The 24,864-nt window shown below is 59.0% G+C and carries 23 protein-coding genes; 10 read left to right on the forward strand and 13 right to left on the reverse strand.

Annotated elements, in window-relative coordinates; all coding sequences use genetic code 11:
• Positions 1 to 92 precede the first annotated feature (92 nt).
• The 13 genes from O1Y97_RS14225 to O1Y97_RS14285 all read right to left on the reverse strand — a co-directional run bounded on the left by O1Y97_RS14225 (position 93) and on the right by O1Y97_RS14285 (position 8,874).
• Positions 93 to 428, reverse strand: coding sequence for a DUF736 domain-containing protein (locus tag O1Y97_RS14225; protein WP_318761439.1), 336 nt, complete (start codon positions 426 to 428; stop codon positions 93 to 95).
• A gap of 68 nt (positions 429 to 496) precedes the next feature.
• A complete protein-coding gene (locus O1Y97_RS14230; protein WP_318761440.1) occupies positions 497 to 1,042 on the reverse strand; it encodes a S26 family signal peptidase in 546 nt (181 codons plus the stop codon).
• Positions 1,039 to 1,509: a DUF2840 domain-containing protein gene (locus O1Y97_RS14235; protein WP_318761441.1), complete on the reverse strand. Its 471-nt coding sequence runs from the start codon at positions 1,507 to 1,509 to the stop codon at positions 1,039 to 1,041. The genes O1Y97_RS14230 and O1Y97_RS14235 overlap by 4 nt, the downstream gene beginning before the upstream one ends.
• A gap of 211 nt (positions 1,510 to 1,720) precedes the next feature.
• Entirely contained in the window at positions 1,721 to 2,608 is an 888-nt protein-coding gene (locus O1Y97_RS14240) for a replication initiator protein A (protein ID WP_318761442.1), read from the reverse strand.
• Positions 2,609 to 2,625: 17 nt separating this feature from the next.
• A complete protein-coding gene (locus O1Y97_RS14245) occupies positions 2,626 to 2,907 on the reverse strand; it encodes a helix-turn-helix transcriptional regulator (protein WP_055977808.1) in 282 nt (93 codons plus the stop codon).
• A gap of 153 nt (positions 2,908 to 3,060) precedes the next feature.
• Positions 3,061 to 3,669 carry a DUF2285 domain-containing protein gene (locus O1Y97_RS14250; RefSeq protein ID WP_318761443.1) on the reverse strand — a complete coding sequence of 203 codons (609 nt, stop codon included), beginning with the start codon at positions 3,667 to 3,669 and terminating at the stop codon, positions 3,061 to 3,063.
• On the reverse strand, positions 3,623 to 3,835 hold the full coding sequence (locus O1Y97_RS14255) for a transcriptional regulator domain-containing protein (protein WP_318761444.1): 213 nt from the start codon (positions 3,833 to 3,835) through the stop codon (positions 3,623 to 3,625). The genes O1Y97_RS14250 and O1Y97_RS14255 overlap by 47 nt, the downstream gene beginning before the upstream one ends.
• Before the next feature lie 167 nt (positions 3,836 to 4,002).
• Positions 4,003 to 5,031: a succinylglutamate desuccinylase/aspartoacylase family protein gene (locus tag O1Y97_RS14260; RefSeq protein WP_318761445.1), complete on the reverse strand. Its 1,029-nt coding sequence runs from the start codon at positions 5,029 to 5,031 to the stop codon at positions 4,003 to 4,005.
• A 1-nt stretch (position 5,032) separates the two neighbouring features.
• Positions 5,033 to 5,782, reverse strand: a complete 750-nt coding sequence (locus O1Y97_RS14265; RefSeq protein ID WP_318761446.1) for an amino acid ABC transporter ATP-binding protein — start codon at positions 5,780 to 5,782, stop codon at positions 5,033 to 5,035.
• A 61-nt stretch (positions 5,783 to 5,843) separates the two neighbouring features.
• Positions 5,844 to 6,530 carry an amino acid ABC transporter permease gene (locus O1Y97_RS14270; protein WP_318761447.1) on the reverse strand — a complete coding sequence of 229 codons (687 nt, stop codon included), beginning with the start codon at positions 6,528 to 6,530 and terminating at the stop codon, positions 5,844 to 5,846.
• Positions 6,520 to 7,179, reverse strand: coding sequence for an amino acid ABC transporter permease (locus tag O1Y97_RS14275; protein ID WP_318761448.1), 660 nt, complete (start codon positions 7,177 to 7,179; stop codon positions 6,520 to 6,522). The genes O1Y97_RS14270 and O1Y97_RS14275 overlap by 11 nt, the downstream gene beginning before the upstream one ends.
• Complete coding sequence (locus O1Y97_RS14280) at positions 7,176 to 8,063, reverse strand: transporter substrate-binding domain-containing protein (RefSeq protein WP_318761449.1); 888 nt, start codon at positions 8,061 to 8,063, stop codon at positions 7,176 to 7,178. The genes O1Y97_RS14275 and O1Y97_RS14280 overlap by 4 nt, the downstream gene beginning before the upstream one ends.
• Positions 8,064 to 8,172: 109 nt before the next feature.
• Positions 8,173 to 8,874, reverse strand: coding sequence for a hypothetical protein (locus O1Y97_RS14285; protein WP_318761450.1), 702 nt, complete (start codon positions 8,872 to 8,874; stop codon positions 8,173 to 8,175).
• A gap of 138 nt (positions 8,875 to 9,012) precedes the next feature.
• On the opposite strand from O1Y97_RS14285, the gene O1Y97_RS14290 reads away from it, so the two are divergent.
• The 10 genes from O1Y97_RS14290 to O1Y97_RS14335 all read left to right on the forward strand — a co-directional run bounded on the left by O1Y97_RS14290 (position 9,013) and on the right by O1Y97_RS14335 (position 24,749).
• Positions 9,013 to 9,255 (forward strand): helix-turn-helix domain-containing protein, encoded by a 243-nt coding sequence (locus tag O1Y97_RS14290; protein WP_280226860.1) that lies wholly within the window; start codon positions 9,013 to 9,015, stop codon positions 9,253 to 9,255.
• Between the two features lie 309 nt (positions 9,256 to 9,564).
• Positions 9,565 to 11,532, forward strand: coding sequence for an ATP-dependent nuclease (locus tag O1Y97_RS14295; RefSeq protein WP_318761451.1), 1,968 nt, complete (start codon positions 9,565 to 9,567; stop codon positions 11,530 to 11,532).
• Entirely contained in the window at positions 11,516 to 13,450 is a 1,935-nt protein-coding gene (locus O1Y97_RS14300) for a UvrD-helicase domain-containing protein (protein WP_318761452.1), read from the forward strand. Before O1Y97_RS14295 ends, O1Y97_RS14300 begins: the two co-directional genes overlap by 17 nt.
• A 243-nt stretch (positions 13,451 to 13,693) precedes the next feature.
• Positions 13,694 to 15,220, forward strand: coding sequence for a hypothetical protein (locus tag O1Y97_RS14305; RefSeq protein ID WP_318761453.1), 1,527 nt, complete (start codon positions 13,694 to 13,696; stop codon positions 15,218 to 15,220).
• 327 nt (positions 15,221 to 15,547) lie between these two features.
• Positions 15,548 to 16,570 (forward strand): IS110 family RNA-guided transposase, encoded by a 1,023-nt coding sequence (locus tag O1Y97_RS14310; protein WP_318761454.1) that lies wholly within the window; start codon positions 15,548 to 15,550, stop codon positions 16,568 to 16,570.
• A gap of 718 nt (positions 16,571 to 17,288) precedes the next feature.
• Entirely contained in the window at positions 17,289 to 18,566 is a 1,278-nt protein-coding gene (locus O1Y97_RS14315; RefSeq protein ID WP_318761455.1) for a dsDNA nuclease domain-containing protein, read from the forward strand.
• Positions 18,563 to 19,171, forward strand: a complete 609-nt coding sequence (locus O1Y97_RS14320; RefSeq protein ID WP_318761456.1) for a hypothetical protein — start codon at positions 18,563 to 18,565, stop codon at positions 19,169 to 19,171. The genes O1Y97_RS14315 and O1Y97_RS14320 overlap by 4 nt, the downstream gene beginning before the upstream one ends.
• Positions 19,168 to 21,120 (forward strand): AAA family ATPase, encoded by a 1,953-nt coding sequence (locus O1Y97_RS14325; RefSeq protein ID WP_318761457.1) that lies wholly within the window; start codon positions 19,168 to 19,170, stop codon positions 21,118 to 21,120. The genes O1Y97_RS14320 and O1Y97_RS14325 overlap by 4 nt, the downstream gene beginning before the upstream one ends.
• A 646-nt stretch (positions 21,121 to 21,766) precedes the next feature.
• Positions 21,767 to 22,687 (forward strand): DUF4238 domain-containing protein, encoded by a 921-nt coding sequence (locus O1Y97_RS14330; protein ID WP_318761458.1) that lies wholly within the window; start codon positions 21,767 to 21,769, stop codon positions 22,685 to 22,687.
• Positions 22,688 to 22,913: 226 nt separating this feature from the next.
• Positions 22,914 to 24,749, forward strand: a complete 1,836-nt coding sequence (locus tag O1Y97_RS14335) for a P-loop NTPase fold protein (RefSeq protein ID WP_318761459.1) — start codon at positions 22,914 to 22,916, stop codon at positions 24,747 to 24,749.
• The last annotated feature ends 115 nt before the right edge of the window (positions 24,750 to 24,864 follow it).

The raw sequence follows: 24,864 nt of genomic DNA on the forward strand, positions 1-24,864 counted from the left end.
AACCGGCGAACCGGGTGTCGCTGTCCGGCGACCGATCGGCTGCGCGTTGGGCGCAGCCGAGAAGCGATTGGAACGTCGGGGCAGGGCATGGCTCAAGCCGTCTCGCTGCGGTCGCGTGGACGGCTCCAATGCAACGACCATGAGGTCGCGTCGTCACCCTTCCGGAACAGGCGTGCGCGGATCGGTTCGTGGAAGGTCGGGTCGTCGAGCTGCAACGAAACATATTCCCCGGCCTTCTCGCTGGTGCGTGTCCAGCCTGCTCCGACCTCCTGGCCGTCATTGGTGCCGCGCAGCACGCGATAGTCGGGTGTGTTGTCACCGTCGCCTGGTTCGACCGGTACGATGGTGAGTTCGAGGTCGAGCGTGAATGTGTGGATGCGGCCCGAGAAGCTGTCTCCTTCGCGCGTGAACAGTCCGATCTGTGGCATGGCTAACTCCTTTTCTGGTTCGGCGGTGATGAGTGGAGGCGGCGAGACGTGCGCCGCCGATTGCGCGCTCACCGCGTTGACGCGCGCCATTCGAAGTGGCCGTCGTCTTCCTCTTCGGTCCAAAGCGGGATGGCGCGGCCGATGATGCGGTCGATGGACATCGGGCCGAAGTAGCGACCGTCGAGGCTGTCGCGGACCTCCCAGTTCATGAGGAAGATTTCGTCAGCGGGGATGCGCAGGCATCCACTCCAGGTCGGCAGTGTACGGCCCGCGCGATCGTGCTCGAGCGCGGTGCCAGCCTCGATGCCGTCGACTGTGATGAGAACGTTTGAACGGCAGACGGTTTGCCCGGAGACCGCGCGAACGCGCTTCAGGAGTGGCATGCCTTTCGGCAGATAGTTGCGTGCGGCCAAGAAGATCGCGAGCGGCTCCGGCGCGTCGACGGCGACAAGATCAGTGACTTCGAAAGGACTGTCCAAGTTAATCCAGTAAAGGCCGATCGGCGCGCTGGCCGAAGCGTTCCACATCAGCCTGATCGGCATCGGCGTGAGCCCCGGATAGCCGACGCCAGTTACAGCAAATGCAGTCATAAGCACGATGGAGAGGCGGCTCATGACTTCGCCCTCTGGCGCAGAAGGAAGGCACGATGCTGGTCGAGCGTGTATGCCCTTGGCTCGTGGCCGGCGGTCATTCGGTTGTGGATGTGTCGCCAGTGATCGGGCGAAACGGTTTGGGGATCGATGCCGAGATGTTCGATTGCATCGATCACCTGGAGCACGCGCTCTACCTTTGCCCAGCTATCGATCTTGAGCAGGATGTCGCCGCCTGGACGGACGAAAGGCAGCGTCTGATAGGCTTCGCCGCGGGCGACCGCACGCACAATGTCGATCCGTGAGATCACTGTGCCGAAGTCATTGGAAGCCCAACGGACAAAGGCGAAGATCGCGCCGGGCTGGAAGGAGAGGATGCGACGGCGGCGATCGATACGTTGTTCGTGCGCTGCCCGACCGAAGCGGATCCAGTGCTCGATCCTCTTCTCGACAAAGGTCAGTTCGACATGGGTGAGGAGCGCTGCGTTCATGACGAGCTCCCCGCAGTTGTGGGGCAGTCATCCTCATGCCGGCGAAGGCAGGGGTGCGTTAGAAAGATTCTGAAAGAATCTGGGTTAGAGATGTTACGGCCGCCGCAAGGCACTGGAATCCGACTAGGAATCGTCAATTCCGGTCCCCGATAGCACGAAGGTCGGGTCCCCGATGGCACGACTGGGGTGGTCCCCGATAGCACGAGCGTATTCACAGCTTATCCCCGAATCGCGTGGATGGTTTCCGCTCCAGGCGTGGCGAAGTGAAAGCAGCCGGATTGGTGGCGACGAAGGTGAGAACATCAGGACCGTCGACCTGGTGTTCGATGCCGAGGCGGTAGCCAGGCAGGGGTTGTCGTCGGGCGATGTCGCGCAGGTCGTATGCAAAGTGCTTGAGCGGCGAGAGGCTGCCGGACTTATGGTGCAGATGGGCGAAGTCGAACCTCCAGCCGTATTGCTGGTGTCCGCCATGCTTGCGCACGATGCGGTAAAGCCAACGCTCAAGGCCCCCGGTCAGATCGAAATATGTCCGGTCGATGGTCAGCACGAGCGCGTCATCGAGGACCGCGCGATAGAACCAATCCGGCAGGATCAGTTCGACGCCGACTGGCCGTCCATCCCGGTCGGTCCGCTCTTGCCATTCGTTGAGCCAGGAGAAGCGATGGCGCCGGCCCTCGGCTGGCTGGCGGATGGAGGTCGCGATTGTGGTCGACTGGAGACGATCAAGCGCGGCTTTCAGGCGCTGATAGTCGCGTGAGCTGACGCCGCGCCCGGTAAAGGTCAGGATTTCATAGGGCGTCGTAGCCATCAGTCGTGATGTTCGTAGTCCGGCATCGCGGGCGTTGACGATCTGGCTGGCGGCCCAGATCAGGATGTCTGCGTCCCAGATCGTCGCCATGCCATGATCCGGCACGGCTTCGACCCGGATGGTTACGCCACCGGCCTTGAAATCGATGGGTGCCGTGCGTCTGGATTTTGCGAGGGAAAAGAATGGATAGGCCATGAGGTCCTGTGCATCGCGAGGAGCGAAGTCGCCGGGGAGCGCGTGGAACAGATCAAGCTGTCCGCGCTCTGAAGGTAGGCGAGTCCGCGCCGACAAGGGGAGCAGCCGAGCGATCAGCGGGCCAAGCGGTCGGCATGTGCCGCAGGCATAAGGGAATGGCGTTTGGCCGGAAGCACAGTGCCCCGTGGGTCGGACGTTGAGGTCATGGCTCCGCGATTGGCCCAGGCCTGGAGATCGTCGATGGCATAGACGACCCGGCCGCCGAGCTTGCGATAGTCGGGGCCCGTCCCGTAGGTGCGGTGTTTTTCGAGCGTCCTGGCCGACAGGCTGAGAAACGTAGCCGCTTCCTTGGTGCGCAGAAAGCGTGGCGGCAAGCCGGCGTTTCGACCATTCATCGGGGCATCTCCATCACTTTTGTGAAAGCCGCTGAGATCGAGCGGCGGACATGGGCGATGATGGAGAAGGGCTCCGGCGTTGTTCAGGTGCGGAATGGATGGAGCCTATTTCGCACGGACAGGCATATTGCCCCCGGCCTTTGCCAGCGGCATTCAGGCGTTGCGGCGCCGGAAGCGTAGGAGCTGACGGTAACCGCCGGCAATCATTCTGTGGCCATCGCGAACCAGGCGCAGCGTGGTGTAACGAAATGGCGAATCCTGCCATTCCTCGGCGACGATGAAGCGGGGACCGAACAGGGCGTGGGCTATCTCGAAATGGGAAGCGCCTTCGGTTCGGCCGTCGAGTGCGCGAAGCATATGGCCGAGGCGAGTGCGTTGCGATGATGTCAGGCGTTTATCGGGCACGCCGCTTCCCTTGGACGATCTGAGAAATCTATCCAGGGACGACAGTCGTTCGGGCGCCTTGGCGTCGAGAGGTACTATCGCGGCGAGGGGACGCGCGCTATCGGTGCCGTAAAGCAGCGCAATCTGACAGCTAATTGCCGCCGACAGGGTGCGCAGGTGATCACCTAGCTCATCACGCTTTGAAACCGCCGGCGGCAAAGCGGCGACGACGTCCGCGTCGTCTGCCAGCAGCGGCGGCGTGTTGAAGAGGAGGATAACACCGGGATCGACCTCGGGTGACCAGTAAACCGGCTGCTTGGTTGCCGGGCGATCAGGGTTTGCTGGAAAATCGAAGCCCCCACTGCGACCGCAGTTCATTCGGGGGCAGGGAATTCGGCGTGAGGTTGATTTGCTGCATGTCTGCGAATTCGCGCTGATAGGCTGGATTGCGGCGCAGGAATTCCCAGGCGAGGGCATCTGGAGTTACGTTGCTTATAAAATCGTAGGCCTGCGAGCTACGCCACTCAGACGAATCCGGCTTCATGCATCCTCCTGCGATTTGCGGACCATCCCGTAAAGCAGTGGAAAAGCAGAGAGAATCCCAAAAAACCGGAATTGACCGGAAACTGATTGATGGGCCGTGCGCTTGTTCAAGCCGCGAAACGAGGCCAGCGCCCAACCACCATATTTTTCCTTGAATGTGCTGGTAACTCACATAGCTCCGACATCGGTCACGAGCTTAAAAAGGCAGTCTCCGGGAGCAGCAAGGGCCGGCGCGCGCCGGCAGGCTACGAGCCCTGGCTGAGAAAAACGGACCTCTTCGGGCGGCTTCTGGGAGCCTTCTACAGGAAAGATGAAGCCCGCGGTCTGACCGGTGTCGACACAGTCGCCGAGCTCGACAGCAGGTTCAAAAATGCCGTGAATGGGGGCATATGTGAACGCGCCCCTCCCGGCGACCCGCATAAGGCGGACAGTCGGCGCCGGGTTGGTTTCGACATTGGGTAAGACGCCGATGTGCTTGAGGACGCGGTAGAGCCCTTGGCTGGCAATGGCCTCGCCACTGGTTGAGAAGGTGCCGCCCCCTCCCAACTCGGTTGTAAGCGTTGGAACGCCAAATACCTGGGCAGCTGCGGAAAGCGTCGTTGCCCCTCCGCCACCGGTGCCGTCGCTGATGGATCCGATCGGGGCGCCGAAGACCTGAATGAGTTCCATGAGCCTTGCGGTTTCGGCTCCTGTTTTGCCAACGCGGATCAGGCAGCAGGGAAGATATGACAGGGATCTGCCGCCTGAATGCAGGTCAATGACAACGTCGGCCATCGAAAGCAAAACCGAGCTGACGTAGTGCGCGATCATCTGGGTTGGGGTGCCGTTCGCCTCGCCCGGGAACACCCGGTTGAGATTGCCTTCGTCGAGCGGGGAGAGGCGCCGCCCCGCAAGCACGGCGGGGTAGTTGAGCGCAGGTAGGATGATGATGCGGCCGCGCAGGTCCTGAGGTTCGACCTGACGAGCGAGCTTGCTCAGCGCGACTTGGCCTTCATATTCGTCGCCATGATTACCGGCAATCAGTAGTGCGGTCGGCCCCTCGCCATTTCTGATGCAAGTGATCGGGATCGGGATGACGCCATAGGCGGACTGGTCGGTCGAGAACGGCAATCGCAGCCAATCGTGGTGCTTTCCATCCCGGCCGAAGTCAATAGATGTCCAGATGCGCGTCTCGCCCGCCGGCAGCGACATCTCCATGTCAGTGCAGCAGCGTGTTGAGGAAAGACTGGGCGCGCGGATGACTGGGCGTTGTAAAGAACGTCATCGGCGATGCCTGTTCGACAATGCTGCCCTGATCCATGAACACGACCTGGTCGGCAACCTCGCGGGCAAAACCCATCTCATGGGTGACGCAGATCATCGTCATGCCCTCGTGGGCCAGCCCGGTCATGACGTCGAGCACCTCCTTGACCATTTCGGGGTCTAGTGCGGAAGTTGGCTCATCGAACAGCATCAGGCGGGGGTTCATGCAGAGGGCTCGCGCAATCGCCACCCGCTGCTGCTGTCCGCCTGAGAGCTGTGCGGGATACTTGGTGGCCTGTTCGGGAATGCGGACCTTTTCCAGGAAATGACGCGCCAGGCTTTCGGCTTCGTTGCGCGGCATGCGAAGTACCCGGCGCAGCGCAAGCGTGCAATTCGACAAAACAGTCAGATGCGGAAACAGGTTGAAACTCTGAAACACCATTCCGGTCTGCCGGCGCGCCAATGCAGTGTCCCTGGCATTGTCGCCCAGCCGGACCGTGCCAAAAGTCACGGTTCCCTGCTGGTAGGCCTCAAGCCCATTGAGGCAGCGGATCAGGGTCGACTTGCCCGAACCGGAGGGTCCGCAGATCACGACGCGAGATCCGCTTGGGATGGTGAGGTTGATCTCTTTCAACACATGGAAGGCGCCATACCACTTGTTGAGCGAGGCGATCTGCACGGCTGGCTTGTCGTCTGTGAGGGTCATGGAGTATCTCTACATATGCTTGAAGATAGCGAGCTAAGCGTTTGGATTTGCGAGGGTGTGATCAGCCGTTAGGTAAGCGGCCGGCCGCCAATCTGGCTGTCGGCCCCATCAGCCTGTTTTCGAGCCGTTTGATGGCCAACGAGATGAGGAGTGCGAGACCGAGGAAGATCAGGCCGGCGACCGTCAGCGGCTCGGCGTAGCGATAGGTTTCGGACGCGATGTCGAAGGCACGTCCCAGCATCTCCGGCACCGCAAGCACAGCCAGATAAGGCGTCGCCTTGAGGATCGAGACGAAGTAGTTGCCCATGGGTGCCGCGATGTTGCGCAGCATCTGCGGGGCGATGACAAAGACGGTCATATCCATCCGGCCGAGACCCAGTGCCCTTGCGGCTTCACCCTGGCCATTGGGGATGGCATCGATGCCAGCCTTGAACACTTCTGCCAGATAACCGCTGTAATAGAGGCTGAGCCCGATCATGCCGGTGGCAAGCGCACCAAGGCGAATGCCGTAAAAGGGCAAGATGAAATACAGGCAGTAAAGCCAGACCAGCACCGGCGTTGCCCTGATAAAGTCGATCAGGAAGCGGACGAACAGCCCTCCCAGCCCACCAGAGCGGCGGATGAGTTCGAGGCCGAAACCGATTGCCGAGGCACCAACGCAGCTGACCGCTGCCACCAGCAACGTCATGCCGATGGCGCCAAGGATGGTCGGCACAGTCGACAGCGCAAAGGCGAGATCAAACTGCACAGCGCGCCTCCCTTGCCGGGTTGATGCGCCGTTCCACCCAGCGTCCGAGGAGTGCCACCGGGTAGCAGACGATGAAGTAGGCGAGCAGCAGCGAGCTGTAGATCGGTACCGGGTCATACTCGATCTGCGAGATCTCCTTGGCGCGGAAGGTCATGTCGGTCAGTGTCACCAGTGAGACCAGCGATGTCGCCTTCACCAGTTGGATGAGCTGGTTGATGAAGGTCGGGCTCATGGCGACGAGTGCTTGAGGCAATTCGATGCGCAACAGGATGGTGGAACGTGACAGCCCCAGCGCGTGGCCAGCTTCCTTCTGGCCACGGTCGAGTGCCTGCAGGCCGGCTCTGACGGCCTGGCTGGCATAACCGCCAATGTTGAGCCCCAGCACCATGGCGCTGACCGTCATCGCCGACAGCGCCAGTCCGGCGAGGGGCAGGGCGTAATAGAACACGAAGAGCAGGATGATGACGGCAGAGCTGCGCCAGAATTCGATGATCGACGTCACCACGAACCGTGCCGGGCCCGTCGTCAGATACTGGGCAACGCCAAAGACAAGGCCAAAGGGGATGGCAAAGACCAGGCCGTAGAGCGTCACCAAAGCGGTGACGCGAAAGCCCTGCAGGATGCCGAGCCAGATCTCGAGGATGGTCATTTGCCGGCACCAGCCGTGCCGCAGAGCTTCTCGACGGTGACGGTATCAGGCACGACCTCGCTCTCGCCAAAGCCATATCTGGCCATAACCTTGGAAACCGTTCCATCCTTTGTCAGGGCCAGAAGCCGTTCGTCCCACAGTGCCCGCAGATCCTGGTCTTCGCTGCGGAACGCGACAGCGGCATAAGTTGCCTGTTCGTCCGTCGTCACGAAGGGTGTCGCGCTCTCCAGTCCCTTCAGCTTGCCACTGGCAAGCAGGCCGATCGCGGTGGGAGACGACAGGACCGTCACATCGATGCGGCCGGAGCGCAGGGCCGAGATGTTCGCCTCGATATCGGGGAACAGCAGCATGTTGCTTTCCGGTACGCCGGCTACTGTCGCATTCCTGACCGACAAGCTGCCGCGGCCGGCACCCATGATGATCTTCTGGCTGACGATATCGTCAAAGCCATGGATCTGTTTTGGATTACCAGTGAGCACGATGGCAGCGTCATGGACCTTCAGATCGGGTGCACCGAAGGCAACCTGCCGGCAGCGCTCCGGGGTGATGGACAGACCGGAGGCGACCGCATCGAAGCGGCCAGCCAGCAGACCCGGGATCAGGGCGCCGAACTCGGTGACCCTGATGTCGATCTCCTTGACGCCAAGTTCGGCAAAGGCAGCCTTGAGCAGATCAGGATGCCATCCCTTTGCCTCGCCGGTGGCTTCATCGCGAAAGCCCCATGGCGTCCGGTTGTGAATGCCGATGACGATCTTGCCCTCGCGCAGGACACGCTCCTTCGTCGTCTCGGCAAAGGCCGGACCACCTGGCAAGGCAACGATCAGCGCAAGCAAAACGCACCACATGAATGCAAGCCGCAGGCGTACAGAACTTCTGAAGGTCATTTCTCTCTCTCCCATTGTTGTAAAGGTGCCTGCCCAACCGCCGATCCAGGGCACGCCTGATGCGTGGCCGCGCGGCATCGCTGCCTCGCCTCGCGATCCTGCAGTGCGTTCAGCTTCGCCGTGGATGGCTTTCGCGGGCTATGGTGGCGTCTGACATGGATGCGCGAAGGCGGTTCGTCTCGCCGTCCAGGCCGCGATCCTCAGCGGGCTGGCGCCGGCTATCCGCCGGCAGCGCTTCCGCGCCGCAGTCGCCCAATGCCTGGAGATCCGCCAGAGCCGACTGAATTTGCGGCCAGGGGAATGCCGATGTGTCGCCCATGTTCTCGCCACCGCCGGCAATGATCTTCAGTTTGGCGATCACCCCGGCAAGTGATTGGGCGGGTGTGGCGGCAACAGCGTCGAGGATCTCTTCTTCGGCCTCGACGGCCTGCGCCTCGGCGGCACGGGCTCGCGAGTATCCGACCTTCTGGTCGAGTTCGTCCCAACGTGTCTGCTGATCTGCTGGCTGCGGTGCGCTCTGCTGGTCGTTCTCACCACTTGGTTCAGAAGCCCTCAGGGCATTCCTGATCCTTATCTCGAGACGCTGCTGCAGCCGGCACAAAACCACGGCCATGTGGTGTGCCTGTTCCCATTCCTGCAGAAGGACCACGCATGGGTCGATGGGCGCAAGCAAGCGCGCGGCGAAGCGCTCCATGGGCGTAGCAGCAACCGCAGCGCTGCCACCTCTCGTATCGTCATCCACAGCACAGCTCTTCCTTCGTCCCCCTTGGGTGACGAAAGGCAAAGCTGTGGTATTGTCGGAATCAGCCATGATCCGAGCTCCAATTACCTTGTGTATGGATCGGTTAGACCTGCGTGATACTTTCGGTCCGACTAATTATCTGAATTTAAGATAACTGAAAATCAGATATAAGTGAAGCCCCCATCTGCAACTGGATGGGAATAGCTCGTGCTCGCTACACTTGGCACAAATAGGCACAAGGCCCTCATCGTGCTTCTAATCAAGAAGCGTGAGGCAGCCGGTTTCACTCAGACCGAATTGGCGACAAAACTCGGACAATACCAGTCTTTTGTGGCGCGGCTAGAAAGTGGCCAGCGGCGAGTGGATGTCGTCGAATTTATCCAGCTCGCAGAGATTCTTGGTTTTGATGCATCTGCGGCGGTGGAGACGCTAATGCAAGTTGCCGACTAACAGAAACGAACCATCAGAGATCTTCGTTTCCGCCACTTCGAATGGCAGCGACCGTGAGTTTGAGCGTACGAGATAATTTCGCGCGCTTTGTGTACCACGCCGTGAGCGGCAGCTTCGCGCCCCCATTCCAGCCGTTCAACCAGCGTTCGCTAGCTCGCAGATACGGACATGAATCCTGATCTCGACGCGGCCGGCCAGCTTGTCGGGACAGAGGAACGTATTCAAGAAGACATGAATGAGCTTTGATCAGCGCGAAAAATCGTGGCGCGATGCAGACGAGGCGAGTAATCTCACCGTGAGGGGGAGATCATGTTTTTATCTAATGTAACGGTCAAGAATTTCCGACTGTTTCAGGATTTCAGCGTCCGTTTGAACAGCGGTATCAATGTAATCGTAGGCGAGAATAACAGCGGCAAGACGTGCCTGGTGGATGCGCTGCGCTACGCCCTGTCCGTCAACTCGGGAGAGTGGGTCCGTATTCAGGATCGCGACTTCCGCAAAGGGACGAACGCTTTTTCAATCCAGCTGAAATTCGAGGACATCAACACTAGACAGGCGGGTGCCTTCGTTGAGCATTTGACGCACGAAAAGAATGCAGACGGGCCAGGTCGAACCTCCGTCCTTTATCTGAATCTTCTCGCGCAGCAGACCTCTCACCTAGTGCGTGGAACGAGACAGATTCGCACCGAGATACGCTCGGGTGCAAACGCGGACGGACCGGCTATCGAACGGGACGCGAGAGAGTTTCTTGCTGCCACCTATCTGAGACCGCTACGCGACGCAGAAGCCGAGCTAATGGGCGGAAGGGGTTCGCGTCTGGCTCAAATATTGGAGTCATCCGAGCAATTCAACGAGCCGGCTATCGCGCAGCTTCTCGCCGCCATCGTCACCGCTAACCAGTCAATCATGGAGAACGAAGGCGTCTTGTCTTCCAAGGGCCGCGTTCACAGGCAACTGCGAGACCTGGACTTTAAGTCGAATGCGCTAAGCCCACTCATCAGCATCATGGGCGGGACCGACCTTGCAGAGCTAACCGGCATCGAGCGTCGACAGATGTTCCGCGCGATCCTGGAGCGTCTGCAACTCTTGATCGACGCTCAAGAGCGGCATCAGGGTTTGGGATACAGCAACCTGCTTTTTATGGCGACCGAGTTGCTCCTTCTCGAACAGGAACAACAAGACTTCCCGCTCTTGCTCATCGAAGAGCCTGAAGCGCATCTCCACCCGCAACTGCAGATGAAATTCCTGAAGGCTTTGCGAGAAGGCTTCAGCGGGCGGAACGCGTCGCTGCAGAGCATTCTCACAACTCACAGCCCCAACCTGGCTTCAAAGGCTCAGCTAGAACACCTGATAATCATGTCGGGCGGGAAGGCGTTCTCGCTTCGAGCGACGGAAACCAATCTGGCGCCACAGAACTATGTTTTCCTCGAAAAATTCCTGGACGTCACGAAGTCGAATTTGTTCTTCGCGAAGGGAGTTCTACTGGTCGAAGGTGACGGCGAGAATGTTTTGCTCCCGACGATTGCTGACCTGCTCGGCGTCGCGTTTGAGGATTATGGCGTCTCAGTGGTCAATGTCGGGAGTTTGGCGTTCGGCCATTTTGCGAGGATATTTCAACGCAAGGGAAAGGATGCACTGCCAGCGGAATGGCTCAACACACGCGTCGCATGCATGCGCGATTTGGACCTGTGGCCGGAAAGAGCCAAGGTCGCAGAGGGCAACATGTACGGTTTCAAAGAGGGGAAACTGGGCAACCAAGCCTACTGGGAATCTCACTACGCTGACAATCCGGGCGGCAGAACCCAGTGGATTGCGACGCGGAAAGGTGCAGCCGGCCAAAATGTCAGGGTCGAGATTTCCGACCACTGGACATTTGAGTATTCGCTCATTCGTGCCGGGCTGTCGGCCGAAGTCTTTGAGGCGCTAAACGGGAACATGGACGGCTATGACGCCCTTCCAAACGATGACGATGAGTTGCGCGCAATTGCTATCTTCAAGCAGATCGCTGAATCGAGCGGAGGAAAGACGGAAGTCGCCTATAAGCTCTCGGCGCTTCTTGCAAAACGCTTCGGCCCGATTGTCACGCAGCCCCCGCCAGCCGAGAACGCCGAACAGGCTGAAGTGCGACGCACCGCGGACGCCGCCGCAAGCCTGGCCCGCCGCGACGACCTGATAGCAAAACTGCCAGCCTACATGTTGAGCGCTCTGGAACATGTGACCGGAGTCAACTTCAATCCTCCTGCGCAAGAGGCTGCGGAAAATGCTGCCGCAGCTTGATGATGCAGCGATTGAAGCCTTGCTTGCCAGGCTCAATGGCGATGGGCAGAACCAGCTTGTCCTCGATGACGCCCGGCGGAGCGCGATTAGGAACTATCAGCATGTGCACGCTTGTCCCGGCGCCGGGAAGACAACCGTAATCGGTTTGAAACTGATCCTCTTGGCAGGCAAATGGACTGCGCGTCATCAAGGCATCTGTGTACTGACCCACACAAATACCGCGAAGAACGAGATCGTACAGCGCATAGGCACTGACGCGGCAGGCCGGGCACTGCTCTCCTATCCGCATTTTATCGGCACTATCCAAGACTTCACGCACACGTTCTTGGCACTGCCGGCGTGCCGCTCGATGGGAATACCTGTCCGCCGAATCGACGATGCCGCCACCACAAATTTCCTAGACGCTCGTCTTTCTCCGCCGGCTCGTACGTTCCTTGCTATGAGCCAGCAGCGGAAGATTTCGGATCTTCGCTTCATATTCGAGGATGGGGCGCTCAAGCTCAACATCCCCGGCAATCCGGGAGAACAAACCGACTCCTATAAGAGCATGACTGCGGCGAAGAAGGCCGCGATCAACAACGGCTTCCTTTTCTATTCCGAGATGTATGCGATCGCGGATCAGCTGCTTTCGTCAAACCCGGCTGCGGCCGATGCAATCCGAAATCGTTTTCCCGTCGTGCTGGTTGACGAAATGCAGGACACATCGCGGTTTCAAGACGAGTTCCTGAGCCGCATTTTTCCAGCTGATTCCGGCGTGAGCTTTCAGAAGGTCGGCGATCCCGATCAGGCGATTTTCGACGGCATGGGTGACAGGCCGAACGATAGCTTCAACGGCGCGGCTGTCGAACTACAGCCGATCGCGGACAGCGGACGATTTACCAACTCCATTGCCTTGAAGGTGCGGGGCCTGAGCACGCGGCGCATAGATTTGACGGGCTCCCGCGCAGAGCTAGCGGGTGGGCCGGCTTGTTCAATTATCGTTTTCGACAATGAAACGATCGCAGGCGTGCTCCCCAAATTTGCCGATATAGTCGCGGGCCTTCCAGCCGAGCATCGGCGAACGGTGAAGGTCGTCGGCGCACGGGCGGATAGTGAGGGTGCGCCCAACGCTCTGACTATTCAAAATTATTGGCCCGCGTTTGATCGCGTGCAGACAAATCGCGCGCATGTCCCATCCACATTTTGTGCCGCCGCGCGGCGATGCGGAGAATTGGCTGAAGGCTCCGTCCAGGCTTATACTCATCTGCTTAGACAATGTGTCGTCGAGATGCTTCGACTTGGGGAAAAGACCCATGTCGGGCGGAACGGAAAAGAGGGACCGATCACGCTCTCGAATCTGGACAGGTACATCTCGGACCTTGGCACCGCTATCAGCCTCAATCGCCTTATGGCCGAAATTCTCATGTTGGATGCGTTGGACGCGCCGCGATGGGCCGACATCGCGAACGAACTGGGGCAGGTGTGCGAGGTAGATGTCGGCGTTGGCGACGTAGCGCCATTCATGGCGTTTTCAGCAGTCGCCGCCGAGATGGAGGATGAGGCCGTGCTTCCCGGCAACGTATTCGCAGCGCCCAATGGCGTTCCTCTGGAGGTTTCGACGATCCACGGGGTCAAGGGCGAAACCCACGATGCGACCCTGGTCCTGGAGACGAAATACAGCACGCTCTTTGACGTCAGAGAAATGCTGCCGTTTCTGATCGACGATGGGCTGGACCGACCTGTTTTCGACGCTGATCACCCCACAACCCACGCCTCCATCCGCGCCGGATTTATGAAGAAGCTATATGTAGGCACCAGCCGGGCAAAATACCTGGTGTGTCTCGCGGTTCATAAAGACCGTCTCACCGACGCTCATCGCCAAGCCCTGGAGCAAAAGGGGTGGGCGTTCGCGGATTTACTTCCGATTCCGGCAGCTTAGAGCTGACCCTGGCCCGAACGGTCGGGCGTTTCGCAATCAGTCAGACATCAGTGCGGATCGGCCAGACAACTGGCGATATTTTTCGGTGTGACGTCAACGACTGTGACCGGGCCAAGAATATTGCGTCGAAAATGCCGATTTTCTCTTTTAGAATCAATGGCCTTTTCCCACATGCGAAAAAGGAGCCGCGATCCATGTACCCATGGTATTAATAGCGCTGTGTGACATTGCAGAAAAGGGCCGATGGCGGACGCGATTGAGATGTTTCTGGAACACCACGGTCCTTGCCTAACCAGCAAGGTAAGTGAGCATCTTGTCAAAGTGCTGCGGCTATCGCCTACCACTGCGAGAAAGAGGGTTTCACGCGCCAGCGGCGAGGTGAAGCGTCTCGCCTATATAACTTTTCCGCGCAAGGCGCGCTTCGTCTATCTCCAGAATGATTTCGGGTCGCCGCTCTATTGGGAACGCCTCATCGAGGCGCTGTTAGAAACGAACTCAGCTTACGGGCTGGCCATCGCCGCCATCAGGCAGCGCGGCGGGCTGATACCTGCGGACCATTTCCCAATCGCCTGCGGTGCGCCCCTAAAGCAGCTGAAGCACCTCTCTCCGGGAACGATCTTTGAGCGCCTGGACCAAGCTAAACTACTGAGCAAGGTGCAAGTGCCGGGGCTAGGTGAATGCATCACGCTAATGCAGGCAGAAGGCTATTTTGATGGCAGCACTCTCGACACGAGGGCGCGCCTCATCACCGAAGCGATATTGCTCGCGGCTATTCGAGACTGGGTCCGCAATCTCGGGCTTGGGAGTTACGACCGCGTGGCCACGCGGGAGGGAAATGCGGTCCCCACGGTCGGAACATTCGCCTGGGATTTGACTGCCCCGTCATACTTGGGTCCGATGCTGAAATACGACAAAGCAGGAAATGCCAAACCCGGTTTTATCGCCTGCGACGTTCTGCTTGGGCCAAGAATGGGCGAAGCGGGAATGCGTCCGTTCATCAACAAGTGCATGACCCTGCGACGCCTGCGGAATGTCGGTCCTTGCATGCAAATTTTTGTGGCCAATTCCTACGACGGAAAAGCCTTCGAACTCGCCAAACGGCACGGCATTGTGCCGGCGACTCCCAGCAATCTATTTGGCCAGGAGGTCGCTGAAGGTCTCAACGAGCTCGCGTCGGTCCTTCGCAACACTGCTGGCTCGGTTCCCAATGCCGACGCCTTTGATAGCTTGTTCAGGAAGCTCGGGAAAATCGAAGGCGCCTCAATTCAATTGCGAGGAACGCTCTTCGAATACCTCGCAGCAGACATCGCCCGCAAAACGATCTCGCATGACGTGCGCATGAACCGACTATTCAAGACGCCGGAAGGCCTGGAGGCTGAGGCTGATGTGATCGCGGTGAAAGGGCAATCGTCGATCCATTTCGTCGAATGCAAGGGCTACAGCCCGTATGCATTGATCCCTGACAAATACATGACCCGCTGGCTCACCCACAATGTCCCGGTGTTTTTCAAGGAGACAAAGAGACATCCGGATTGGCGCAATCTGGAGGTGAAGTTTGAGTTTTGGGCAACGGGTCAACTTTCTGATGAAGCGCTTGATGAATTCTTCGCCGCCAAGGCCGCGATCAAAGCCTCGCGCTATACGATTGAACTTCGCCAGTCTCCGGCGATCTTGGAATTGTGCGAGGGCACGAGAGATCAGGATTTGATCGGGATTTTCCGTAAGCACTATATGAGAACATTAGGGTTCGGCCCTGCCGGTACCCGGTAGGTCGTGACCGCAGCTAATCGTTTGGAGGATACTGCTTTCTAAATCTGCGGCTCATAAAGAAGATCATGTGGTTCAAAAACACTCGCCTGTGCGGATCATTCGTTGTTTCCTAATTTGGTTCCGGACAGTGCTCGAACGTCATCACCATGCTGAATTGAGTCCTCCGGGAGAGGCGTCTGAAGGTCGAGGCCCGGATGGACGCAACGCTCGTTTTGTCCGCTTAGAGTTTGTCTGAACTATTAGCTGCCTGTCCGCTAGTGATGCGGTGGACGGCTCTCCTCCGCCTTGCGGCTATAGTCGCGGGGCCAGAGGTGTAGGAGAGCTAAGATGGTCCACGTTACGACGATTGGTCTGGATATCGCGAAGTCGGTCTTTCAGGTGCACGGTGTGGATGCCGCGGGCGCGGTTGTCATTCGGAGGAAACTGACCCGAGGGCGAGTGCTTGGGTTCTTCGAGAATCTGCCCCGATGCCTCATCGGGATCGAGGCCTGCAGCTCCTCCCACTATTGGGCGAGAGAGCTGATCGCACGAGGCCATGATGTGCGGCTGCTGCCGGCACAGTACGTGAAGCCTTATCTGAAGCGGCAGAAAAACGATGCCGCCGATGCCGAGGCCATCTGCGAGGCGGTGACCCGGCCGACGATGCGCTTCGTGCCGGTGAAGACGCCCGAGCAGCAGAGTGTGATGATGCTTCACCGGGTCCGGTTGATGCTCAACCGCCAGCGTACCCAGATATCAAACGCATTGCGGGCGCACCTGTCGGAGTTCGGAGTTGTGGCGCCGATCGGGCGAGGCGGGATTGAGCAGCTGCTTGCCGTCATCAATGACGAGAACGACCTGAGGATACCTGCCGACGCACGGCTCTGCCTGCGGATGCTCGAGGCGCAGCTCATGGTCGTGAAGGAACAGATTCTCGAGAATGATCGCAGGGTCCGGGCGAGTGCGCGCGAGACTGAGCTTGGTCGCAGGTTGATGGAGATACCAGGCGTGGGCCCGCTGCTGGCGAGTGCGTTCGTCGCGACCGTCGCCGATGCGCATGCGTTCAAATCGGGTCGCTGCCTGTCGGCTTGGATCGGGCTTGTGCCGAAGCAGAACTCAAGCGGGGGCAAGGAGAAGCTCGGCAGCATCTCCAAAGCCGGAAATCGCTACCTGCGCCAGATGCTGGTGGTCGGCGCGATGGCGGTCATCCGCTATGCCGAGCGGAACGGGACCAGGCGGCCATGGCTCGTGCAGCTGATGGCACGGCGAACGACAAAGGTTGCAGCGGTTGCGCTCGCCAACAAGACCGCCCGGATGGTCTGGGCATTGATGACAAGCGGTGAGCGCTACAGGGAGCCGGTCATCGCATAGAACGAGACAAGACGCGTAAGCGCCGACGAAGTTGGAAAGGGCGGATAGGAGCTGATGCACAAAGCCGGTTGATACCGCCGGATCAGGAAAACCCAATGGGGCCGTGCACCTTCGAGTGCGAGCTTGCGATCGGGACCTGAGCCGCGCGAATGGCATTATGGCCAGCGGCGCATGAAGAGCCGCACCTATAGGTCGGATACATGGCCGCACCAACCAGCACCGCAAAATGCTCAAAGAACCCCTTGCCAACGGAGAGCCGTCCATACACGGCCCCTAGACGGACATCCCAGTCCGCGAAGCGTCGCGGATTGGATGACCAATGGCCGGTACGCCTATACAGTGCCGGCGCAAAAGGAAGCAGCGCATAAAGCAAAGACCTCGGACCGTCCGACAGGACAGCAATGCCGGGACGAGGTCGAAGCAAATTCGCGGCCAATTCGCTCGGTTAACAAGGTGACCTAAGGAGGTTCAGCATAGCGCCGCGTAAGCGGGAACCGGGACTGATCACCTCCGACGAATGGTCCACATAAGGCGGCTTGCGATAGCGACGATAAAAGGAATCATTGTGAATTTTCGCCGGCGACGCGGCATTTCAAACAAGTGCAAAGCGATGGTGGATCAACCTACAAGTGTACCGTTGTCGCGTTAGTGGAATCCGAGTAGAATCGATCCCTGCGGGGGCGACAAGCAATGGGTCAGAGCAAACGGATCGCTGCATTTGAGTAGCGGCGACATTCAATTGCAGGAAGTCAACGTTCCTGCTCGGCTTACAACGACTGCCAGCGGAGATCCCGGCGACGAGACTGAACGCAACTTTCGTTACCAACATCAGTATGGGGTGGTACTTCTGGCCGCCGTGCGGCGCGGCACCCTGAACTACACCGCCCTCTACTGTGAACACCACGAAGACTTCCTGGCCGAGCGACCCGATGGCCTCTTTGACGGCTACCAGATCAAGACATCGAGACCTGAGAACGGAGCCTGGACGCTCACGTCCGCCGCCCTCACCAAGTCGATCGGCCGCTTCGTCGATCTCATGACGGCATTTCCCGGCCAGGTCGGAAAGTTCGTGTTCGTGTCCAACTCCGACGTGGATTCGGTCACACCGGCCAGCAAGGACGACAAACGTCGCGGCCGTTGCCCCGGTCTCATGCTGGACCACGTGAGATCCTGCAGCGGAGCCGACGCGATGCAGCCGCCATTTCGGAACACCTTCGACGCCTTGGCGGCGGAGCTTGGCGCGGAAAAAGCGCAGCTCTTCGAAGTGTTGCGGCGGCTCGAAACCGTCAAGGGCCCCTCGCGCGAAGACTTCGACGCAGCCCTCGCTCAAGAACATATCGGCGGCCTGACCGAATGTGCGCACCTCGCGCCGGCCCCCCTTCGCGAGCTCTGCAACGACCTCGTCGCCCGGTTCCACCGCGCCGCGTCGTTATACTTGGTCGACCCGGACCGTCACCTTGCCAGAATTTCCTTGGGTACGACTGACGATCCGGTGATCACGGCCAAGCGCATTGTCATCGCGGATGTGGCCCTGGTTCCACTGTCGAGCACCAGCGACACGTTCCGTTACCAGGGCCCGCCGACCATCAGCCTCGGTCAGCCTCGGCCTAAGCGCATCTTAGAGCAGAAGCTGGCGCGCGGCGGCGTCGAGGACGTAGTCGACTATATGAAGGCGCGCGAGCAGGCGGCCGAATACCATTTCCTGGAAGAACAGGCGAAGGATCCCGTGGCGGCGGCTCGCCAGCTCCGACAAGTGGAGGAGGCGGTTCACGGAGAATGCATCGAATCCTTCATGGCAAGTCGCACCCCCGGAGCGCCGTTCGGGCAGGCCATGTTCAATGACGTGTCGAACCGTCTGCGCAGCTTAGAGACCCAGCGGAAAGATTTGCTTCGAGGAGCGCCCTATGAACTGCTTATGGGCACCGCAGCGCTGCTGACCGACGATTGCCGCGTGTGGTGGAGCGACCGCTTTCAAATCGAGGGAGGCGAAGGGTGAGCCTCTCAGTCCTCAAGGCCGCGGCCGACGCAGAGAACGCCGACGGTCTTCATCTCGCCCGACTGCTGGTGCTGCTACGAAGCGCCGACAAACGCGGCAAGAGCGCCCCGAAGCCAATTGAGGGCATAACAAAGCTTGCAAAGCTGGACTTCCTGCTGCGGTACCCAGTCTATCTGGAGCGGGCGTTGGCGGCGCTCGACAAGTCGCCGGCCGACGCAGCGGTGTTGCCGCGAGAGCGCACGACCGTCGAGACCAAGATGATCCGGTTCCGCTATGGCCCGTGGGACGGACGCTATCGGCGCTGGCTCAGCCTCCTATCCTCTCGCGGGCTCATCACCCTGTCGCTCAGTGGCCGCAAGATCGAAATCGGCTTGACTGATCGCGGCCGCACCCTGGCCGACGAGCTGGCCACCCGTCCGACCTTCGAGGACTTTGCGACTCGGGGCGGTGTCATGATGAAAGCGGTCGGTGCCATGTCGGCTACGAAACTCAAGGACTTTGTCTACGAGATCGTTCCAGAGATCACGGGCATGAAATGGGGCGCTGAGATCGGCGCAAGCGACCCCGACGCGGAGACCTTCGCCACAACCGGAGAGCGCCGATGAAGTTCAATCTTGTATCCTTAAAACTGTCTCTGCGCCGTGCCGACGAGCAGATCAATTTCTCAAAGCTTAGCTACTTCTGGGGTCAGATGGGCGCGGGCAAATCGAGCATCGCCCGACTGGTCGACTACTGTCTTGGGGGCACGATCCAGCTGTCCCCCGCGCTGCAGGCCGAGTTTGTCTCGGCGACCCTGACCCTTGAGCTCGAACGGGCTACGGTCAGCATCGAGCGGGCCCGGGACGCCGCCGACGTCTTTGCCTCATGGGAGGACGATCAGGGTCGCTATTCGGTCGTCATTCCCGCCCGTGTGGCTGCCGGCGAGGTCATCCCTGAAACGGGCGTCGAAACCTTGTCGGACTTGGTTTTCTGGCTCTCTGAGATCAATCCGCCGCGAGTTCGCAAGAGCAAGGCCAAGGCGGACAGCAAGATCGTGCGCTTATCACTACGCGACTTGCTTTGGTACTGTTACCTCGATCAGGACCACATCGACAGCTCGTTCTTCTACCTCGAAGAATCGGCCGAGTTCTACATGCGGCTAAAGAGCCGCGACGTGATTCGCTATGTGATCGGCTACCACGATGAACGGGTCGCCGATCTGGAAGCGGAGCTCGACCAGCTCCGGGCGAACAGAACCGCGCGCGTTGCATCGATCGACAGCCTGTCCAAGGCGTTGGCAGAGGTCGGCATTGAGTCAGAGGCGCAAGTGGCGGAGCGCGAGTCGAAACTTCGCGCCTCTATCAACAAGGTTAATGCGGAACTAGAGGTGCTGCGCAAGGGGCGCCGCGAGGAGCAGACCACCCATGCCATCGACGAACTGGCGAAGGTGGCCCGGAGCCTGGGGTCTAATATCGCCAAGCTCGACCTCAACGCCGAGGAACTCCGCACCATGCGGGACCGGCACGTGCGACATCGTAACGAAATCGACATGCTGGGCCTGAAGTTCAGGCGCTCCGCGGAGGCCCGCGAAATCCTCGGGGACGTTGCCTTCAGCGCCTGCCCGCGATGCACCCAATCCCTGCCGACCCGGCCGGCGCAATGCTGCGACGTGTGCGGCCAGGAAGACCTGGTTGACTTAGGCGATCCCGCCGAGGTCGCAGCGCTTGAGGCTGACATCGCCAGCCGACGGGCCGAGCTGAAGGAAGCCATCGCCGCGATCGACAGCAATCTGGCCAGGATGCGAGCGGAGCGGTCGGGCTTGTTGCAGACCAAGGACAAGGCCGAAGCCGACATCAATCGCGCCACCGCCGAACAGGACTCTGCCTTCCTGTCGATGAGCGTGCTGAAGGAGCGCGAGGGCGCGGCGCTGGAGGCCGAGTTGGCGAGCATCGCCTGGCTATTGCGCCTACCCCTCTTGTTGCAGCAGCAGCGCGAGGCACTCGCACATATCGTCGCCCTGGAACAGGCGAAGCGCGAGGCGCTCAAAGAGGCGCGCACCAATGCGGAGGCGGACCGAACAAGTCTCGAGCGTTTCGCCGGCTATTTCCTGGACTGCCTGGTCTTGTCCGGGGTGCCGGGCATCCAACGTAACGACCATGTGGAGTTGGACCCGCCCAGTTTCTACCCGGCTATCCTCAGCGCCGACCCCCGCGACCTCACCCGCTCGACATTCACCTCGCTTAGCAGTGGCGGCAAGAAGACCCTCTTCAAATGCTGCTTCGCAATCGCCCTGCACCGCATCGCGGCGCAGCTTCACGCGCCGCTTCCCGAGCTCCTCATCGTCGATTCTCCGATGAAGAACATCAGCGAGCGGGAGAACAAGGCGCAGTTCGAAGGTTTCTATCGCATGCTCTACCAGCTCAACGCGGGAGAACTTCGGCACACCCAGTTTGTCTTGATCGACAAGGAGTTCTTCGCGCCACCTGGCGACCTCGCAGCCGGCGTCACGAACCGCCATATGCAGCCGGATAGTGACGAGCACCAGCCACTGATCCGCTACTACCGAGGCAAATAGCAAAGGATCGGGCATTGAGAAACACCCTGTGCCCATGTCCGTTTAGTCTTTATCGGATTGGAGCGACCGCGATATGATATGGTCGCTGGCACACAGCCTTCATGAAGCTGATGCCAATTCGCTTCATCCTCGATCTTGCCAATCATTCTGCGGTTTCCGAGCCGACTATCGCTCGATTGGAGGCTAAGGACAGTGTCTTTGAGGGGCGCACCTGACATCCGGCAGTCATGGAGATAACCGCCTTTCAGTAGCTGACCTCATTCAGTCATTTCAACGAAAGCCTTGCCACCGAACTGCACGCTAAGTTGGCCGGATCTCACCTCTGCTTCCGTTCGGAAAGCCGACAAAAGTTCGCGACCGATCGAGCTCATCTAAACCGGGTCGCGGCGCGGGCTGCATCTTGGCTGCTAAGTAGGCCCACGAAAGGGTCGGCCGCTGCACCGTGCCACACGCCATGGAGATCGAATTCAGGGGCATTGGGCAGAAGGCGAGCGACGTAGTAGACAAGATCCCGCTCTGTGCGGCATCATTAGCATTCGCGCAACGCGATACGCCTTATGGAAAAGGAGCCGTGGGAAGCCGAATATGGGACACAATCCGACCTGATTGTGACGGTAGCTGAGTTGCTCGAATTGTGATTCCAGCGATGTCCAGCGAACCCAAATTCCATCACTATCTTCCTAGCTTCCACCAGTCTCGCTGGGCAGGCGCAGACGGGCGTGTGCTGCGTTATCGCAAGGTTTACGGCGGCAGAATACATCGCAAACGGGTTTATCCAACCGAATCCGGCGGTGACGAATATCTGTATTCGGACCCGTCCAAGCCGCCTGCCGAGGCACAATGGGTCGAGAGAACATTCATGTCGCCTCTCGATTCGCGGGCACATGACGCCCTGACGATGCTTGAGAACCAGGATCCGCGTATCAATCATGAAGCAAGGGCCCGCAGCGACTGGTCGCGCTTCCTGATGTCACTGATGATGCGTATGCCGGACGATCTCGCAACGCTGCGGGAATCTCTCCAGGAGGAGTGGATTCACGAGATACCGCAACTGGAGAAGGCGTTTCAGGAGAAGAAGGAGTCGAGCGACCCGGCCACGTTCGCTGAGTATTGGGAAAAACAGGGTGACAAGGACTTTGTGGCTTGGGCTATTGCGCTGGCCCCGACTCTTATCGACCACGGGCTTATCGGCGACAAGCTGAACAACATGCGCTGGTTCATCCGGGAAATCAGTGGTGACGCCGAGTTCCTAACTAGCGACCGCCCTCTAATTTCCCATTACGACCTGCACAGGCCGGATACATTCATCATCCTACCAATCGGGCCGAAGCGCGCTTTCGTAGCCGTGAACAACGTGCAGTGTCAGAAAGCGATTGAGGCCCACGATGGCGAGTATTTCGTCAACTGGCTCAATCGGCTCGTTGTGGGTGCGGCGAAGGAATTCGTCTTTGCCCAGGATAACAGACACCGCGAACTGGTCGAACGCCATTTCGGCGACCGGCCCCGAACCACGTTGTTTGAATATTTGGCAAGATTCCGCAGGCGTCGGCGGCAAGAGGTAGCCTGACGTCGAGTCAAGCCTTGTCGATAGACAGCAAGTTCTGAAGCCTAACAAAGTTTGTCAGGTTTATATGACCTATAACTTAGCTAGTGATTCTGCCAAGTGCCGAACTCCTTCACGGTATCGGACTTCGTCCCCCGTCGACTTCAAAGAGGCAGCCTGAGGGCTGCTTCTCTATTTCTGGCCTTGTGCTAAGACCGTCGCGAGACTTCAACGAGCGTAGTTCGGTGCCATGTCTACCCAGTTGGTCAAAGATCAAATCAAAGCGTTCCTTAAGACCGAAAAGCCTGAGGTGCTTTGCATCCGGGGTAACTGGGGCACAGGAAAGACATACAACTGGCAGACCGCCATCAAGGCCCTGCGAGGTGACCCGATGGCAGTGGCACTCAATCAGTACGCTTATGTCTCTTTGTTTGGCGTGAGTTCTGTCAACCAGATCAAGGCGAGCATTCTCCAGAATACGGTCATCCGCGACAAAATTGGCGACCTCATCACATCTGAAACCGTGAGGGAAACGCTTGCGAAAGGCGAGAGAGGTATCAAGGCTACTATCGTGAAGATGCTGCCGCTCGGGGGCGATAGCATATTTGATGCTGCCATTTCAGCTCTCTCTTTATTGTCGAACAAGCAGATAATTTGCTTTGACGACCTAGAACGGAAGGCCGCAGGTTTAACTGCCGGCGACGTTCTGGGTTTCATGTCCTACCTGAAGGAGCAGCGGGAGTGCAAAGTCGTCCTACTTTTGAACGACGAGGCATTGAAGGGCGAAGATAAGGAGCAGTTCACCTCCTATCTGGAGAAGGTCGTCGACATCAATCTGAGGTTTGCGCCGATGGCGTTTGAGAGCGCTCAGATTGCCTTGGACAACATTGAAGGAAGCGAAAGTCTGAAAGAGCTTGTACGTGAGAGCTCGGTCAGGCTCGGCATCGACAATGTGAGAGTCATCCAGAAGATCTTCCGACTGGCGGCGCTCATCGAGCCGCTATTGAAGCAGTACAAGCCGGGGGTCCTTAAAAGCGTAGTGCATTCCTTGGTGCTTTTCGGATGGTGCCATTACCAGCCAGAACTCGCGCCAGGCATGGAATTCGTAAAACAGATGGGCGCCTACTCGGGCATCTTGGAACGTGAGAAGAACAAAGCCGATCCGGTCGCGGATAGATGGTCAGAGATGCTTCGACGATACGGCCATAGATACACTGACGATTTCGACCTCGTCCTTATGCAGGGTGTGGCCGATGGGTATTTCAAACAGGAGAGCGTTGATTCCCATGCTGCCGAGCTACATCAGCGCGAGCAAGCTGAAGAAGCGCGTAGGGACTTGGATGCCGCGTGGGATAAGTACCACTACTCATTCCGTGATACTCAAGACGATGTGCTGGCGGCGCTCCACGCCTCCTTCATGAAGAACGCGCTCTATTACAACCTCAGCACGGCCATAGGGCTAGTCGACGTTTTCAGGGAACTTAGCGACCCGAGATCCGAGGAGATATTCGAGCATTTTGTAGACATTCATAAAGGCACGCCGGACGTTTTCGATGTCAGCAATATGTACCGGTTTGGTCGGGAAGTACCTGAGGACTTGAAGCAAAGGGTGACTGAGCTTTACAAAGGCGCAAAACCGCAGTTGTCGGTCGTGGAGCTATTCCTGACGCTGGAGAAGGATGGCTTTCATTCCGAAGTCGCAGACAAATTGGCAGAAGTGCCGGTCGATGAGTACGTGCGGGCGCTAACGACATGCTACGGCGAGGAGTTGGCCAGCATTCGACGCGGACTGACCGCTGACCTGAATGTCACCAATCCCGGCCCGGCTTCCATCAAGATCATGGCGCGCGCGGCTGAGGCGCTGTCAATCATTGGCAAAGAAAATCCATTGAACTTGAGGCGCACTAGAATGTGGAAACTCATTCAACGGGTTGAGGCCCTCAAACATGGTGTGGAGGGAGAAGGTTCAGAAGCCGCGCAGCCCGAACCGGCGCAGTCCGCTAAGCCAGCCAATGCTCGGCCTTCGACACCCGAAAAGGCTGCGCCAAGACGTGCTTCCAGGCGCCATTCAAAGGCGTCGGAATGAGAGATGGCATCAAAGTCGATAATCCCACCCGAACAGCTCTCAGAGGAGACGAGGGCGCTTTTCGACCTGTTAGCGCGCGAGACGGACGTGGCGGTCATCCTGATAGCCACGAGCT

The organism is Aminobacter niigataensis (genome assembly GCF_946995915.1).
Lineage (GTDB): Bacteria > Pseudomonadota > Alphaproteobacteria > Rhizobiales > Rhizobiaceae > Aminobacter > Aminobacter niigataensis.